Origin of the sequence: Pseudomonas lundensis, assembly GCF_001042985.1 — a bacterium.
Taxonomy (GTDB): Bacteria; Pseudomonadota; Gammaproteobacteria; order Pseudomonadales; family Pseudomonadaceae; genus Aquipseudomonas; species Aquipseudomonas lundensis.
The window spans coordinates 170,789-187,013 of sequence record NZ_JYKY01000005.1; the positions used below are offsets into that span (position 1 = coordinate 170,789).

Sequence of the window (16,225 nt, forward strand, 5' to 3'; positions counted from 1 at the left end):
GACGCGGGAACACACCCTGAGGGTTAACCCGCGACAAACGTCTCATGCAAATGACGCCACAGCAACGTGCCGTGAGCGTCTTGCTCAAACACAGCGGTGGCCCGCCGATCGGTTCGGTTGCCGTTGTGTTCTTCCTGCACTTCGCGGTAACCGATGACCGCCCCCCCTGCGTATAAGGCGATGCCTTGAAATTCGCTGAGGGTGATGACCAGCCCCGGGCGTGCCCCGCGCAACTGTTCAAACAGGGCTTCCATGCTACTTAAATTGAGCGTATTGCCGCTGGGCGTGATCATCGAAAACTGTGCTGAGAAGCGGGCCAGCAACGTGGGCAGTACGCCCGGTTCCAGCCCGCAAAACCAGCCTTCAATCTCGACGTGGGTTTCTTGGACCAGGTCGAAGTAGCGCGAGTAGTCAGTCATCACATTCTCTTGAGTCAGGGCGCCAGCAAGGCCAGCACGCGTGGAGTATTGAGGCGTAAAGCGGGAATGAGCGGTACCAGCGTCATGCCAGCGCCGATGGCAAAGCATAGGGCAAAGGCGTGGGACGTCGAGGTGATGCTGCTCAAGGCACTGAACAGGCCCATCATCAGCGCCGGGCCCAGCAGAAAGCTCAACTGCCGGTTGAGGTTCCAGAGCGCGCTGGCGGGTGCCATGTGGTCAGCGGGTACGTCAATGAAGGCGGTGTTCTGTGCTGTGCTGCTGCACAGGCTGCCGCCAAACCCCATCAGCGCGTAAAGCGCCATGGGCAACCAGAGGGGGCCGTCCTGCAGCTGGATCAACAAGGCGATGCCGAGTGCCTGCGCGCTCATGCCTGCCAGCAACAAGGGTTTGGGCCCCCACCGATTGAACCGGTAGCGGCTCAGGGCAATACCCAGTGCGGACGCCAGCGCCCAGGGCAGCATCAGCGCACCGGTCTGTGCCGGGCCGTAACCCAACTGATGCACATACAAAATGCTCACCAGCTGTGTGCCCATGAAAATCCCCGGAATGCACAGGTACGTCAGCATCGCGACGCGCAGCAGCGGGCTTTTGAGCAGGTGCGCCAGGGTCGCCAGCCGCACCGGCGCGGGCCGTGCCGATTGAGTGACGGGCCGGACCCAGCACTGCGTCAGTAACAGTGCAATCAGCGCCAGCGGCAGGTTGGCATAAAACACCCAGCGCCATGACGTCGCCTCTACCACCCAGCCGCCCAGCACCGGTGACAGGGCCGGCACCATCAGGGCCACCAGCAGGATCACCGATGTCAGCCGCGCCCGCTCATGGGGGCGAAACTCGCGATACACCATGGCTTGTCCCACCGGGATCAACAACCCGCCGCCCAGCCCTTGCAGCAGGCGCCAGCCGATCAGCGTTTCAATCGAGGTCGCTTGCGCCACCCCCCAGGTCGCCGCCGTAAACACCCCCAGTGAAATCAGCAGCAGGCGCTTTTCGCCCACCACGGCTGCCAGCCACACACTGGGCAGAATAATCAGGGTCAGGCCCAACATGTAGGCATTACCGATCCAGGCCAGTTGCGATACCGATGCCTGCAGATCCACACCGATTTGCGGGTAGGCAATCGACACGGCAAACATGTTCACCAGATCCAGCGCAAAGCTCAGCAGGTACACCGCGGCGATTTTAGTGCGATAGGCCATGACCGCCTCCTTGATCAGAGGCCGCACAGTAGGCGTCTTTTAGGGCTGGAGGAACGGGGTATGCGCTGCTAGATTGTCAAAATATTTTTGACAATAGGTGGCATTTGGCGTGGTCAGTCTTGATCGTTTCGACACTTTCAAAGCCGTGGTGGAAGCCGGTTCCCTGACCGCGGCGGCTGATTTGCTGGGGCAGACCCGGGCCGTGGTCAGCTTCACCATCAAGCGCCTGGAGGCTGAACTGGGCGTCACCTTGCTCACCCGCAACACTCGGCGGCTGGCGCTGACAGAAGCGGGCGAACGTTTTTATGTGCGCTGTTTGAGCATGCTGGAAGCGGCGCAACTGGCCATCGACGAAGCCCGTGGCGAACACACCGGGCTCAAGGGCACGCTGCGCGTGACCACCACGGTGGAATATGCGCTGGCCAGCGTGGTGCCTGCGCTGGAAGTGTTTGGCGCGTTGCACCCCGATCTCACGGTGCACCTGTCGACGTCATCGACCCACGCTGACTTGATCTCCGAACGCTTCGATGTGGCCCTGCGCCTGGGTCGCATCCTCGACTCCAGCCACCGCGCCGTGCAATTGAGTACCTTCGAGATTTTACCGGTGGCGTCACCGGGGTTTGTGCGGACTCAGCCGCCCATCGACAGCGTGCGGGCACTGGAGCACACCCCGTGGCTGGCGCATGGTCGGGTGGGGGAATTGAATGTGACGGAGCGCAGCACGGGTGCGGTTCGGCCCTACGCGCCCGACCCCGACAAGGTGCGCCTCAAGGCCGATCACGCCTCGGTGCTGCGGGCGTTTGCACTGAGCGGGCAGGGCGTGGCGATTCTGCCCGACTGGTTGATTGACGATGACCTGCGAAGCGGCCGCTTGGTGCACGTGTTGCCGCAGTGGCAGTTCACCCCCCAAGGCGTGTATGCGTTGTACCCCGACACCCGCCACTTGCCCCTCAAGGTGCGGGCGTTTATCGACTTTATGAAAAACCGCGAGGCGGGTTCAGGCCGAAACGTTTCATAAGGATGTTTTGCAGCAGCCAGCGCGGCATCAATGCGGCCAGCAGCGGCAGGGCGCGGCTGCCGTTGCCGTAACGCAACAAGGCCGGAGGCCGGGGCTTGCGGCTGGCCTTGAAAACCACCTGCGCCAATGCCGCGACCGGGGTCGGGTTGTCTTGCGATGCCGTGGCGCGGGCGCGAATCCCCTCACGCATCGGCCACCACGGCGAATCCTCGGCGATCAACACTTCAGCGCAGGCGCTGGCGTTTTTTGCAAAGTGGGTGTCGATGGCGCCGGGCTGCACTTCCATCACCCGCACCCCCAGCGGTGCCAGCTCCATGCGCATGGCTTCGCTCAAGGCGTGTACGGCTGCTTTCGACGCGCAGTACGCCCCGGCAAACGGCGTGACCAGCACCCCTGAAACGCTGCCGATATTGACCACCAGCCCGCGGTTGCTGCGCAGCGGCTCCAGCAGGGATTGGGTCATGCCCACAATCGAGAACACATTGGTTTCAAATTGCAATTGCAGTGCCTCAACCCCGCCGTCGAGCACGGGGCCCATGGCGCCATAGCCAGCGTTGTTGATCAACACGTCCAGGCCTTGGCCGTGCTGCTTGATGCGCTTGCTCAGCCGGTCGACGTCAAGGCTGTCGTTGACATCCAGTTGCACGGCGACAAAGCCATCGGCCTTTAATTGCGCCACATCGGCCGTTTTGCGGGCCGTGACCCACACCTCATAACCGGCGTGTTTATAGGCATCCGCCAGGGCGCGGCCAATGCCGCTGGAACAGCCAGTGATTAAAACGAGGGGCATCAAAACGTCCTTGAGAGCGGCTAAAAAAGATCAGTTGGAAAAACTGCCTTGCAGGCGTTCAGCCCGAAATTCCAGGGTTTGCGCACGGTAACCGGCACGCAACGGCGGCAAGGGCAAGCAATCGTGCCACACCGCGCCTGCTTGCAGTTCACCCGGCCCACGGTAACGCGGGGCAGTGTAGAGGTTGTCGGCCAGGTTGACCGTATCGCCCGGCGCATAAGCCGCCACGCGCCAGCCCAGTTCAAGCAAGGGCACATCGTTGCCATTACGCAGGGTCAGGCTCAGGGGACGGTCGGCCGGGCACTGCTCGGGCGCATACACCATGCGCAGTTCCAGGCGGGCCAATTGTTGGGCTTCACGGTGATCGAGCCAGGCGACCGAAGCGGCCACAACCGCCAGCCCCGCCACGGCTGCCAGTGAAACCGGCAAGGCTTTGGACGGGTAGCGCAGCAGCAGGACCAACCAGGTGATGATCAGTAGAACGCCGATAAGCATGACGCTCGCCTCGCAGAGAGTGGAGGGACATCCTACTGAAGCTTAGGTGGGAATGGCGAATTCGGATGACACCAAGGCCGGCCCTCACCGCGCCCTCTCCATTAGGGAGAGGGCCGGGGTGAGGGCAGGCGGCCGGGCAGGTAACGCGCTTACTGCGCAATCGTCTTGACTGACACGCCACGTTCAACGGGCGTCGAGCGACCGTACACGTCTTCAAACCGCTCGATGTCGTCTTCACCCAAATAGCTGCCGGACTGCACTTCGATGATTTCCAGCGGGATTTTCCCCGGGTTGCGCAGGCGGTGTACCGAGGCAATCGGGATGTAGGTGGACTGGTTTTCGGTCAGCAGGAATACGTTTTCGTCACACGTCACTTCCGCCGTGCCCGACACCACAATCCAGTGTTCGGCGCGGTGGTGGTGCATTTGCAACGACAGGCAGGCCCCCGGCTTGACCGAGATGTGCTTGACCTGGAAGCGCCCGCCCATGTCCACCGAGTCGTACGACCCCCACGGACGATAAACTTCGCAGTGGTTCTGGGTTTCGCTGCGACCCTGTTCGTTCAGGGTGTTGACCATCTGTTTGACGCCCTGAACCTTGTCTTTGTGGGCAATCATCATCGCGTCTTTGGTTTCCACCACCACGATGTTGTCCAGGCCGATCACCGACACCAGTTTGCCGTTGCCATGGATCATGCAGTTGGTGCTGTCCTGAATCACCACGTCGCCTTTGCTCACGTTGCCATTGGCGTCTTTCTCATTGACATCCCACAACGACGACCAGCAGCCCACATCGCTCCAACCGGCCGTCAACGGCACGACGCAGGCGCGCTGGGTTTTTTCCATCACGGCGTAGTCAATCGAGTTGTCCGGGCAGCAGGCGAATGTGGCGTCGTCGATGTCCACGGTGTCGGCGTCTTGCTTGCTGCGTTCCAGGGTCAGCAGGCAGGTGTCGTAGATGTCCGGATCGTGTTTTTTCAGTTCTTCCAGGAAGCGGCTGGCGCGGAACATGAACATGCCGCTGTTCCAGAAATAGCCGCCACTTTTGACGAATTCGGCAGCCCGCTTGGCGTCGGGTTTTTCGACAAAGGAGGCAACACGGCTCACGCCTTCGGGCAGCAGGGCGTCGGCGGTGGACTTGATGTAGCCATAACCGGTCTCAGGTTTGAGCGCAGGAACCCCAAACAGCACCATTTCGCCGCGTTCGGCAGCCACGGTGGCCAGCGCGAGGGCGCGTTGCAGGGCTTTCTGGTCTTCCAGCACGTGGTCGGCCGGCAGCACCAGCATCAACTCGTCGCGGCCTTCGTTAATCAGCATCATCGCGGTCAGGGCAACAGCGGGCGCCGTGTTGCGGCCGAATGGCTCCATCAGGATGCGTTGGGTGTCCAGCTGGCGAGCCGCCAACTGTTCGTTGACGATGAAACGGTGCTCCTTGTTGCACACCACGATCGGCGCGTCCATGCCTTCAAACACCAGGCGCTCAAGGGTTTGCTGAAACAGGGTCTGCTCGCCGGTCAGGGCCAGAAACTGCTTGGGGAATTGCTTGCGCGACAAAGGCCACAGACGCGAACCACTACCACCTGAAAGAATTACCGGAATCATGTTGTCTCTCCAAAAACTGAAATAGTTGTGTCTGATGGCGCGAGGCTCGCTCGCGCCGGCACAGAGCAAAAAATTGAATTAACGGGTAGAAACCGGGCGCTTGACCCACGTCGGCGACACGCTGCTGCCGTTGCCGGTGACGTACAGCACCGCGGCTTCACCGCGCTCCAGGGCGACAGGTTTGAGGTCGCTGACTTTCTTGTCGCCCTCAAACAGCGCGAAGCTGACTTTCACCGGATTGATTTCACGTTCGCCACGGCCCTTGGCAGCCACGGCCTTGACCACGTCTGTCTTGCCGTCAGCGGTTTTGAGCGTCAGCGCCTTGTCAGTCAGGTTCTGTACGCGGACCAGGGATTTTTGCTTGTTCTTGAACGGCGGCTCTTCGATCAGTTGCGGTTGGCCGCTGCCGGTATTGACCAGGGTGTAGTAGTGGTCGGCGCTCAGTTTGACCGGCAGGTTGTGGCTGCCGACTTTGGCGCTGTAGTCACCTTGTGGCAGAAAGCTGAAATCGCTGCTGCCTTGTGCCGCAACGTCGTTGAGCGCGGTATTGCCAACGGTGGCGCTGACGGGCTGGTTGCTGGCGTTGAACATGCGCACAAAGCTGGAGCCCTTGGGCGCGGTCGGGCCGTAGAGGGCGGCATCGCCACCGGCCCAGGCGTGTAACGACAGCAGGCTCATGCCCGCGATCAAGGCAAATGATTTGGCGAGACGACGTGGAGCAGGTGTGAATGGCATGGTTTTAATAGTCATCAGTCGAACCTCTCTTTCAGTGTTGCGCCCGGTTGGGCGTCTCGGATTTCGGCGTGTTTTGCGCCAGTTGCGGGTGGCGTGCGCCCGCTTCTTTCAAGGTCGCGACCCACTGCGGGTCGGCATCACCGATCTCGTTGTCCACCGGCAGGTAACGCTCGGGGAACTCCCAAATCAGCACCTGTGGCGGGGTGTTCTTGAAGGCATCGCTTTTGAGGTAAGCGAGCATCGGCAGGATCGGACCGTGGCCGTCCTTGGAGTCGTTGATCACGTCGCTGCGCAGTGCCTGTTTCAGGGCGCCGACGAAGTTCCAGTTGGGGTTGGCGCTGTAGCTGGTACCCACCAGCGTGACGGGCACTTCGCTGTCAGCGAACAACGCGTCTTCGCTGTCTGCCTCGGCATTGGCCGCGCGGGTGCTGCGTTTTTCCAGCGGCTCGGAAGGCGGCATCAGGTTGCTGAACAGCGGGTCCATGGGCAGGAAGCGCTCAAGGTCGCCATTGTGCTGTTCGGTTTTTTCGGCCTCGGTCACAAACTGTTGCGGTTCACCGCTCAGGGGGAACTGGCTGCCAATCGCAGCGGCCAGTTGCTGGGCCGCGACCTGTGCGCCATCGGGTGTCCAGTGCGTATCGGTGCGCAGGAAGACTTGCGCGCCGCCTTGTTTGGCCTGTTGCAGCGGGCCCAGCAAGTCGGGGGCAATGATCTGGCTGGCCGCCAGTTGCGCATGGAAGTCACGGTACAGATCGGCGTGAATGCTGGCCGGACGCTCGTCACCCATGTGCTCGGGGTACAGGCGCACCTTGGACGGCACCACCGCCATCACCAGCTTCACCCCGTGGGCTTTCAAGGTTTGGCGCACGCCTTCGACCAGCGCGTAGTTGTCGGCCACGTTTTGCTCGGCGTTGGGCCACGGCTTGAACTCTTCATCGCTGAACAACCAGTGGTTGCGGCCCAGCACCACGCCGGGACGGCCTTCATTGAACAGGGTGAAATCCAGCGCTGCCCACAGGTTGGTGCCCAACCGCTTGATCGGGAACTCGTCGTCATAGTGGGTCTCGACGGCTTTGCTCCAGCGACCGTTCAGCACGGTGGCGTCGTCGGTGGTGTTAAATCCCATAAAGCTGCGCAGTGAAATCAACCCCAGGCCCAGCAGCAAGGCGCAGAAAAAGGCGACGTAGACGATGCGTAATGTTCGATTCATGGTCGGCTCCCCTTAGAACTGGAAGTACAGGAACGGCGAGAAGCTTTGCGCCGAGAGTTTGAGAATCGAGGCGATGAACAGCAGCACGATCAGGGTGCGCATTGCGTAGCGCGGCCAGTCGGCCACCCAGAACGCCGGTTGCACGCTGGCTTCTGTGCCCACGGTGTAGCCCGGCAGGTGCAGGCTGCCGGGGGCGTCGCCCGGTACGGCTTTGATCAAGCCCGGTTGCGCGGTGGCCGGGCCATCGGCCTCGGTGTTGCGCGGGGCGTTGGGCGTGCTGTACAGGTCGCGCAGGCCGAAGAACGCCAGCGTCAGGTAAGCCACCACCAGCGTGGCGACTTGCAGGCCGGTGAGGTTGGCGCGGTTGAGTTCCGACAGCGACCATTCCCCGAAGCTGAACATGGCGCCGTACATGCGACCGGCCACGTGCAGGTTTTCGGCCCGGAAGATCACCCAGCCCATGACCACCAGCAGGAAGGTCAGCGCCCAGCGGATCGGGTTCAGCGCGCGCGGCGTGGTGTTGATGCCCAGCGCTTTTTCAATCGCCAGCCACATGCCGTGCCAGGCGCCCCACACGATGTAGGTGATGTTTGCGCCATGCCACAGACCGCCCAGCAACATGGTCAGGAACAGGTTGCGGTAGGTGATGAGCGTGCCTTTGCGGTTGCCGCCCAGGGTGATGTAGAGATAGTCACGCAGCCAGGTGGAGAGGCTGATGTGCCAGCGACGCCAGAACTCGGTGATCGACTGACTGATGTACGGCTGTTTGAAGTTCTCCATGAAGCGGAAACCCATCATCAAGCCCAAACCGATGGCCATGTCGCTGTAGCCCGAAAAGTCGAAATACAGTTGCGCGGTGTAGGCCAGCGCGCCGAGCCAGGCATCGCCGGTGGTCGGGTTTTGCAAGGCGAAGCAATGATCGGCCACCACCGCCAGCGTGTCGGCGATAAAGACTTTTTTGATGAAACCCTGCATGAACCGCGTGGCGCCCTCGCTGAACTTGTCGAGGGTGTGGGTGCGGTTGTTGAACTGGTCGGCCAGGTCGCGAAAGCGCAGCACGGGCCCGGCGATCAAGTGCGGGAAGATGGCAACAAAAGCCGCGAAATCGATCAGGTTGCGGGTGGCCGGGGTGTCGCCGCGGTACACGTCGATGATGTAGCTGATGGACTCGAAGATGTAGAACGAGATGCCGATCGGCAACAGCACGTGGGTGAGGATAAACGGGTCGAGCCCGACCGAACCCATCATCGCGTTGATGCTGTCGACGCCGAAATTGGCGTACTTGAAGTAGCCCAGAATCCCCAGGTCAATGACCACACCCAGCAACAGCCAGCGTTGCGCGGGTTTGGTGCGTACCCCGGCGGCACCGACCTTGAGGCCGATCCAGTAGTTCCAGACGGTGACCCCGATGAACAGGGCCAGAAAGTCCACTCGCCACCAGGCATAGAACACGTAGCTGGCGACCAGCAGCAACAGGTTGCGATAGCGTTGCCCGCTCAAGTAATACAGGCCGAGGAACACCGGCAAAAATAAAAACAGGAACACATTGGATGAAAAAACCATCCTGACCTCTCCGTGTGGACCAACAGTAAAGGGCTCAGCCCCCCCAAACCCCCCCGTGAAAAAATGGGGAGGGTGCATGTGTTTCGTTCAGGGGTGGGTGTCGTTCGATCGACCCTCACCCCAACCCTCTCCCAGAGGGAGAGGGCCGCTTTCAGCCTTTTTCGTGCGCCGGGTCGTAGACCTTGGTCAGGTCCCCGCCCAGACGAAAGGTTTTGAACGGCTGCATCCCGCGCTTCATCTCAATCACCTCGGGCGCACAGGTGTAGAGCGTGCAAAACGGCTCCAGCCAGGCGAATTTGGCGTCAACCTTCAAATCGGTCATGTCCGGCGCCTTGCCGTTTTTGGCTTCAAACGACTGCGGGTCTCTCACGCCGCTGAGCACGCGTTCGCCCAAGCGTTTGAGCGCCGCGTTGTTTTCGTTGCGCAGGTCCACGCCATTGACCAGCGCGAAACTGGCGATCATCGCCAGCGGCGGCAGGGCGTAGTTGTGGTAGGCGAGGGCGCGTTGCTGGCGCTTGAGTTCGTTGGGCAAAAAGCCTTGGGCGTCGACCTGGTTGGCGCCGACCTTGAACTCTTTCACCGACCAGTCGAACAGGTCGCGGCGATTGGTGGCGATGGACGTGGCCATCACCGACCAGGCGGCCCAGTACGAATGGTTGTTGGTTTTAGCCAGCGGCAGGTTGTCCCAATCGCTGACCACCTGTTCGGCCATTTTGCTGAACCAGGCTTCGATTTCTTTGGCCTGCTGCGGATGCTGCGCCAGCGGTTGCGATTCGGAGAACTTCAGGCGCAGGTACGACGACGCCATGCTGCCCAAGGCCCATTTGCGCATCGACTTGCCGGTGTGGTTGAACGCTTTGCTCATCAACGCATCGGCCTGCGCCCAGGCGGTCAACCAGCCGAGGGTGCATTCCAGTTGCTCCGGGCGGCCATCACGCATGAACTGCATCACCCGCTTGCTGGTGCCGCGCTCAAGGGTGGTGATGCCGGAGGTCGCGTCGCGAAATGCTTTTTCCGAGACCACGTTAAGCGTCGAACGTGCTTTGTCCGAGCCTTCGTACTTGCTGCGAAATTCCAGCTTGTCGGTGTACGGCTTGGGCATCGCGTCGCAGTCGTTTTTGAAATCGCCGGTTTTGAACGCTTCGACCGGGGCGTAATAGCCCTGGGGCGGGCGCAAGGGCGCGGCGGCGTGGGCAGTGCTGGCAAACATTGCCAGCCCCAGCAAGGTGGGCGCCAGCAGAGTGCGCAGGTTGATCGGTGCAGTGGGCATCAGAAACCTCATCGTCCGGCCTGCGCGTTCAACGGCGCAGAGTGGGAGAAAACGTTGCGTTTGCAGATTTTGGCGTCGACTTTCTGTGCGTCGCCCGCGTCTTCCGGGCCCTGAATCTCAATGGCCAGCAGGTTCTGGCTGGCCCAGTCTTCATCGGTACGCAGTTCAAAGGCGAAACGCCCGTCTGTGTCGGATGTGGTCGGTTTGTCGATCTTCAGATCTTCATGGCGACCGTTCATGTACCAGAGCGTGGCTTGCAGGGTTTTCACCGACGGGTCGGCGAAGCGGATGTCGATTTGGTGGTTGGCGTTGCGCAGGTCTTTGTTGGTGCTGTTGACCAGCATCTGGTTCTTGCCCGGCTTGAGGGTGGCGCTGCTGCTCATCAACGCCGGTTTGCCTTCGCAACCGTTGTCGAGCAGGGCCATCATCTGGCGGTAGATGGTTTCCTGATCCAGGCGATACAGCGGCGAAAACTCCCAAATCAGCACCTTGGGCGGGGTTTTCTGAAACTCGTCACTGCCCAGGTACTGCAACATCGACCCTTCCAGGCCACCGCCGGGGAAGGCCACGTTCAGCACGTCGGCGCCGATGTATTGCTCCAGGAACCCGGCAAAGTTGTAGTTCTTGCCGCTGTGGCTGGTGCCCACCAGGGTAATTTGCGGGTTGGCATCGTCGCTGAACAAGTCGCCGTCCGCCGCTTCGCCTTTGGGTTCGGTACTGAACTGGTCCATGTACTGCACGGCATAACTGGTGCCGCAGAGCTGCCCGGCCATGTTGTGCAGGGTGCCGGTCTTGCCCATGCGCCCGGTGATTTTGGTTTCGAATTCACGTTGCGGAATGTCGGCAAAGCCGGGGATTTTTTTCACGGTGTCGGCCACGATTTTTGCCGTGCGCTCGGCCCCGTACGGCGTCCAGTGCTGGTCACCGCGGAAGTAAAAGTCGTGGGCTTGTTGCTCATTGGTCAGGGGCGACAGGTCAGGCACGTAATAGCCCATTTTGGCGAAGCGCCCGAGCATGGCCTGGTAGTTTTTCAGCGCGGTGTCGTAGTCGAATGAATCGCGCTCGGCCGGCATCAATTTGTTGCGATTGACCAGCCCGCGGGTCGGTTGATACACCACCACCAGCTCCACGCCCTTGCTCTTGAAGGCGTCGTGCAGCTGTTGCATGCGTTTGTAACCGGCCGGTGTGGTGTCGAACTCGGTGCGCAGGTCTTCCTGGGTACGGAACAGCCAGTCGCCCTGGGCCTGAACCAGCGTGGTGAAGTTCTGCTGATAGCGCGTGGTGTAGTTTTTCGCATCGTGGGCGGCAGGGCACAGGTTGCAGCATGCTTCGGCCGTGAAGGCGGGCGCCTGAACCTCTTCGGCCTGCACACCGGCGGCTGCGCCGAGGATGGCGGCAGTCAGGCCCGACAGGCTCAAAATCTTGATCAGATGGAGGGGCATAACAGTCATCCTCAGTTGCGCAATTCGGTCTGGCGTTCAACGGGGTCGATCAACACGGCTTTTTGTTGGCGCACCATCAGGTCGAGAATTTCGTCCTGACGCTCACCCAAAATGCCGTTGAAGCTGATGCCGCTGGATTTGGTCGGTGCCAGCATCGACACCCGGTACAGCTCGATGCTCAGCGGCGAATCAATCGCCAGCGGCCCGCTGCCATTGCCGGCCAGCTCGCCGCCCACCATGATCAGCGACACTTCGGCGTCGAACGGGTCGAGCTCGATGTCGCGGTCGGTGTCGGTCAGGTCTTTGATGTGGCCGTACACGCCGGTCAGGCCATTGGCCATGGCGATGTTTTCGTACAGGCGGATGTTGACGCTGTTACGCACGCGGATGCCGTGGCGGCGGTTGTTGATGACTTTGTTGCCCCACAGCAGGTTATCGCCGCTCTCGTAGAGGGTGATGCCGTCGGTGTGGTTCTGGAAAATCTCGTTGTCAGCGATCAGGTTGTTCACGCTGTTACGGTCGATCACCAGCCCTGACAGTTTGTTGTCGTGGCTGCGGTTGTTGAAGATGAAGCTGTCGTTCACCTCGCGGGAAATGATGATCCCGTGCTTGCGCTGGGTGCCGAACACATCGTTCTCGGCAATGATCAGCCCGTGGGAGCGGTCATGGGGGTCGATGCCGTAGACGACGTTGTCGCGGTAGGTGTTGCCCTTGACCACGAAGTCGCGGGTTTCGTAGCAATAGAAGCCGTACCACATGTCCGAGAACTCGGAGCCGATAATCCAGCCGGTGGGCTCGTCGCGCTTGATGACCTTGGCCATGTTGGGCGTGTACTGGGAAATACTCACCCCGTACGACTTACTGTTGGCGTAGCCGAAACTCGCCATTTTGGTGTTGATGATGTAAGTCTCGGTGCCGCCCCAGGACAGCAGGAACGGGCGAAATTCCTTGGCATCGCGAAAGGTCGCGGGACCATTGGCTTTTTCGCGCCAGCCGGTGACCTGGGTGTCGCGCACGAACAACTGGCCGTCGTTGACCAGAAATGAACCCGCTTCCTGGGACAGGCGCAGCTCTTGGGTGCTGTTGTCGATTTCCAGAATGCCCTTGTGCCCGACCACAATCGGCAAGCGCGCCAGGTACACACCCGGTGCGGTCTCGCTGAAGTACTGCTTGGGCACGCGTTTGGCCAGATCCTTGAGGTTCACGTAGCCGTCATCAATGAAAATCGCCTGCGGAATGCCGCCCTGGCGCACCACCCACTCGGCCATTTTGTTGTCGCCGCCGATGAAGTCTTTCAGCGCGTCTTCTTGCATCATGCGGCGCACGCTGACTTTACCGGCGGTGCTGCGCACGATTTTGGCCGCAGCCGCTTCGGCGGTGTAACCCGAGAGGTCGGGCAATGCCGGTTTCGGGATATTCAGCGGTGCGACGGGCGCGGTGCTGACGGTGTAGGTTTTGGCGTGTTGCAGCTCTTTGGCCACGGTCGGTTTGACCGGCTCGACAGTGGCAAACGTAGTGGTACTGGCCAGCAGCAGAGCGCCGGCCAGCAGGCTGATCGCGCCGATATAAGCAGGATGATTCATGTCACGCACTCCCGTTGGCGTTGTCATCAAAAGCGCCAGATCACGTCAACGAACGCGCGGTGCATGTACGAATCCACCCCTTTGCCGTACGCATCGCCCGGCTTGAACACGCCGCCGCGAAAGCGCACCAGCGCCGAAGGTTCATCGATGGACTGGCTCAACGCGGCAGGTAACAGGCCTTGCTTGAAGTACTTGGTCACCACCAGGTCCATTTCCTGACCGAGGTCTTTTTTGCCGTCCATCATCGGCAGCGCGGTGCTGGCCAGCAGGGCGTCTGTCGGGTCTTCGTTGTTCTGCACGGCATTGATACCGCTGGCACCGATCGGCTTGTTGCCGTCGACCCGCCAGAATTTGTGGTAGACCAGCGAGGCGTCGTATTCGTCGCGCAATTGCCACGAACCGAACAGGCTGGCGCTCTGGATGTTCTGCATTTCGCCCCGGAACGCTTCACCAAAGCGGTGAACCCGCGAGCGTGTACCGGTGAAGTTGGAGCGGTTGCTCTCCAGACCGGTCTGCTGGTAGTTGGCGCTGGCGCGCGAGTAGGCGGCACCCACTTGCCAGTTCGGGTCCAGACGCAGGCGAACCCCCAGGTCGGTGGCCCAGCCATCCACGTCGTCACTGGCTTTGGCGCCAGCAAGGTTGCGGCCGTCCACGGTGGAGGTGGCGAGCTTGTCGCGCTTGCCGCTCATGCCGGTGACGCTGACCCAATAATTCACCGTGTGGGTGTTGCGGTAGTTGTAGGCGTCGCTGTTGGCTTCGAGGCCGAGCCAGGTCAGGTCGCCGTTCTGGGTTTTGTCCAGTGCGTCGACTTCTTCACCCTGATGCTTGAGCGAACCATCGTCATGGGTGTGATGGGCGCGCAGGCCGACCCATTGGCCGGGCGTCCACTGCGCCGAAATATCACCGAACAGGTGCAGGCGGTCTTTGTCTTGCGGGGCCAGTTCGGTCAGGTCGGTGCGGTATTCGCTGAAGCGTTCGGCAGCGCCGAGGTTGGCCTTGAGCAAGGTGGTGTCAAACGTCCAGGCCAGCGCTTCGATATTGGTGTCGCGCCATGTGCCGTCGTCATTGCGCAGACGCTGGCGACCCAACTTGAGCTGTTCGCCGGGGTAGGCGGTGAAGCCTTTGTAGCCGACCCAGAATTCGCGCAGGGCCAGGTAGCTTTTGTCCTGTTTGCGCGCATCGCTGCTGCTGTTTTGTTCGGTGTCCGATTGTTGCAGGGTGTCGGTTTCGATGATGTCGCTGGACGTCACCGCCTGGCCCATGGCGTACGCACTCCAGTTGCCGCGTTCACCGTACACCCAGGGGCGCAGGTCAAGGCCGATGCCGTTGACGTCGCCGCCACTGCGGGTGCCGAGGTCGCGGTCGTCTTCCGATTGCGCGGTGATCTTGGTTTCCAGGCCGAAGTTTTTTTCATCGGTCAGCGCCGCCAGGGTCGGGCATGACCACAGCAGGGCGAAGGTCAGGCCGATCCCGGCTTTTACAAAAGGATTCAGGGTCATAGGGCTTCCTCGCCGTTTTCTTCGGCCAGCGTCTGCACCGCCAGAGCGTTCTGGCTCAGGGTGGCGCGCAAGGCGTGTTCTTTTTGCAGCAGGCGCTGAGCCGCGGCGCGTTGATCGGCGGGCAGTTGCTCGTCGAGTTGGGCCGCCAGTTCATTGGCTTGCGGGGTGTTTTGCAGCTTGGCCAACTGGCTGAACACATAGGCGTTCATGGCGTTGGGCTGCGTGCCCTTGCCCTGGGAGAACAGCTGGGCGATGGCGAAGTCCGCGCTGTTCTGGCCGTTACGTGCCGCTTTGAGCAAATGGTCGAGGGCTTTTTGCGGGTACACCTGCCCCAGATAGCCGCGACGGTAAAGCTGGCCGAGGTAGTAATCGGCGGCGACTTCTTTGTCCACGGCGCGCTGGAAATGCGCTTCAGCTTGCTGCGCATCCGGGGTTAGCCATTTGCCGTCGTAATACAGCTTGCCCAGCAACAGTTCAGCGCGGGGCTGATCGGCCGCGCGGCCGTTGTCCAGGTATTCCTGCAACTGAGCGACGTCGCCCTGATCGGGGAAGTCGTACAGCAATTGCGCAAGGCTGACCCATGCAGCGGGGTAGGCCGGGGCAATGTTTTCCAACAGTGAACGGGCCGTCTGCGGGTCGGGTGTGCCCAGGTTCGCATCGGCCAGCACACGGGCCACGCCATCGACTTTTTGCGCCGAGGCGGTGCCCCGGTTGTAAGCGCTTTGCAGTTGCGAAATCAGCGCGGCCTGTTGCTCGGTGTTGCCTTGTTTCTGGTAGACCGTGGCCAGCTCGACGTAACAACCGTCGTTGGCGGACAAGGCTTGGCGGCAGATGGACTCGACTTCATCCAGGTGCTGGTCGTAAGTGCCTTCGATGCGGTACAGCGCCACTTGGGCCAGACCGGCCTGCGGGTAGCCTTCGGCGCGCCACTGGCTGATCTGCTGCTGGGCGTCGATCCGGGGGAAACTCTGCGGGTGCTGCAAATACAGCATTGCCAACGGCGTTAGGCTGCTGGCGTCGCCACTGGCAAACGCTTGTTGCAGCAACGCTTGCGCCTCGTGCAACTCGGCCTCGCTGGCGCCGGGTTTGGCCGCCAGCAAACGACCCAGACGAGCCTGAGCGCGGGGCGACGTTTTGGCCGCCTCGCGGTAAGTGGCTTCGGCTTTTTTCAGCTGCTCGGCGTCGCGGCTTTCCATCCAGATATCGGCCAGACCGACCTGCGCCTCGGTGTAACCCAAGTCCGCCAGCGCCTGATAGTTGCGCTGGGCAGTGGCCGTGTCGCCATTTTTCAGGGCTTCATTGGCCAGACGCTGATCGGGCAGGCCGGAGCAGCCGGCGAGGGCCAGGGTCAGCAGGCAAAGCGTAGGGAAGGCGTTCTTCATG

At 61.3% G+C, this 16,225-nt stretch carries 14 protein-coding genes; 1 reads left to right on the forward strand and 13 read right to left on the reverse strand.

Going from position 1 to position 16,225, the window contains the following annotated elements; genetic code table 11:
• Positions 1-23: 23 nt before the first annotated feature.
• Positions 24-419: a hypothetical protein gene (locus tag TU74_RS06310; protein WP_047273427.1), complete on the reverse strand. Its 396-nt coding sequence runs from the start codon at positions 417-419 to the stop codon at positions 24-26.
• A 14-nt stretch (positions 420-433) separates the two neighbouring features.
• Positions 434-1,636 (reverse strand): MFS transporter, encoded by a 1,203-nt coding sequence (locus tag TU74_RS06315; protein ID WP_048375608.1) that lies wholly within the window; start codon positions 1,634-1,636, stop codon positions 434-436.
• 109 nt (positions 1,637-1,745) lie between these two features.
• Here TU74_RS06315 and TU74_RS06320 point away from each other — a divergent pair, with 109 nt between their 5' ends.
• Positions 1,746-2,654, forward strand: coding sequence for a LysR family transcriptional regulator (locus TU74_RS06320; protein ID WP_047273429.1), 909 nt, complete (start codon positions 1,746-1,748; stop codon positions 2,652-2,654).
• Here TU74_RS06320 and TU74_RS06325 read toward each other — a convergent pair.
• The 11 genes from TU74_RS06325 to algK all read right to left on the reverse strand — a co-directional run bounded on the left by TU74_RS06325 (position 2,611) and on the right by algK (position 16,224).
• Positions 2,611-3,444, reverse strand: a complete 834-nt coding sequence (locus tag TU74_RS06325; protein ID WP_048375610.1) for an SDR family oxidoreductase — start codon at positions 3,442-3,444, stop codon at positions 2,611-2,613. The genes TU74_RS06320 and TU74_RS06325 overlap by 44 nt on opposite strands.
• A gap of 30 nt (positions 3,445-3,474) precedes the next feature.
• The gene (locus tag TU74_RS06330) at positions 3,475-3,939 is read right to left on the reverse strand and encodes a hypothetical protein (RefSeq protein WP_047273431.1); all 465 of its coding nucleotides are present in this window, start codon (positions 3,937-3,939) and stop codon (positions 3,475-3,477) included.
• Between the two features lie 149 nt (positions 3,940-4,088).
• Complete coding sequence (locus TU74_RS06335) at positions 4,089-5,540, reverse strand: mannose-1-phosphate guanylyltransferase/mannose-6-phosphate isomerase (RefSeq protein ID WP_048375612.1); 1,452 nt, start codon at positions 5,538-5,540, stop codon at positions 4,089-4,091.
• A gap of 78 nt (positions 5,541-5,618) precedes the next feature.
• Positions 5,619-6,275 carry an alginate O-acetyltransferase AlgF gene (locus TU74_RS06340; RefSeq protein WP_047273463.1) on the reverse strand — a complete coding sequence of 219 codons (657 nt, stop codon included), beginning with the start codon at positions 6,273-6,275 and terminating at the stop codon, positions 5,619-5,621.
• Between the two features lie 31 nt (positions 6,276-6,306).
• The gene (locus tag TU74_RS06345; protein ID WP_048375613.1) at positions 6,307-7,485 is read right to left on the reverse strand and encodes an alginate O-acetyltransferase; all 1,179 of its coding nucleotides are present in this window, start codon (positions 7,483-7,485) and stop codon (positions 6,307-6,309) included.
• A 12-nt stretch (positions 7,486-7,497) separates the two neighbouring features.
• A complete protein-coding gene (locus TU74_RS06350; RefSeq protein ID WP_048375616.1) occupies positions 7,498-9,048 on the reverse strand; it encodes an MBOAT family O-acyltransferase in 1,551 nt (516 codons plus the stop codon).
• Positions 9,049-9,199: 151 nt separating this feature from the next.
• On the reverse strand, positions 9,200-10,318 hold the full coding sequence (locus TU74_RS06355) for a mannuronate-specific alginate lyase (protein ID WP_047292366.1): 1,119 nt from the start codon (positions 10,316-10,318) through the stop codon (positions 9,200-9,202).
• 8 nt (positions 10,319-10,326) lie between these two features.
• Entirely contained in the window at positions 10,327-11,760 is a 1,434-nt protein-coding gene (locus TU74_RS06360; RefSeq protein ID WP_048375618.1) for an alginate O-acetyltransferase, read from the reverse strand.
• Between the two features lie 11 nt (positions 11,761-11,771).
• Positions 11,772-13,343, reverse strand: a complete 1,572-nt coding sequence (gene algG / locus TU74_RS06365; protein ID WP_048375621.1) for a mannuronan 5-epimerase AlgG — start codon at positions 13,341-13,343, stop codon at positions 11,772-11,774.
• A gap of 26 nt (positions 13,344-13,369) precedes the next feature.
• The gene (locus TU74_RS06370) at positions 13,370-14,842 is read right to left on the reverse strand and encodes an alginate export family protein (RefSeq protein ID WP_048375623.1); all 1,473 of its coding nucleotides are present in this window, start codon (positions 14,840-14,842) and stop codon (positions 13,370-13,372) included.
• Positions 14,839-16,224: an alginate biosynthesis TPR repeat lipoprotein AlgK gene (gene algK / locus TU74_RS06375; RefSeq protein WP_088500187.1), complete on the reverse strand. Its 1,386-nt coding sequence runs from the start codon at positions 16,222-16,224 to the stop codon at positions 14,839-14,841. Before algK ends, TU74_RS06370 begins: the two co-directional genes overlap by 4 nt.
• Between the last annotated feature and the right edge of the window lies 1 nt (position 16,225).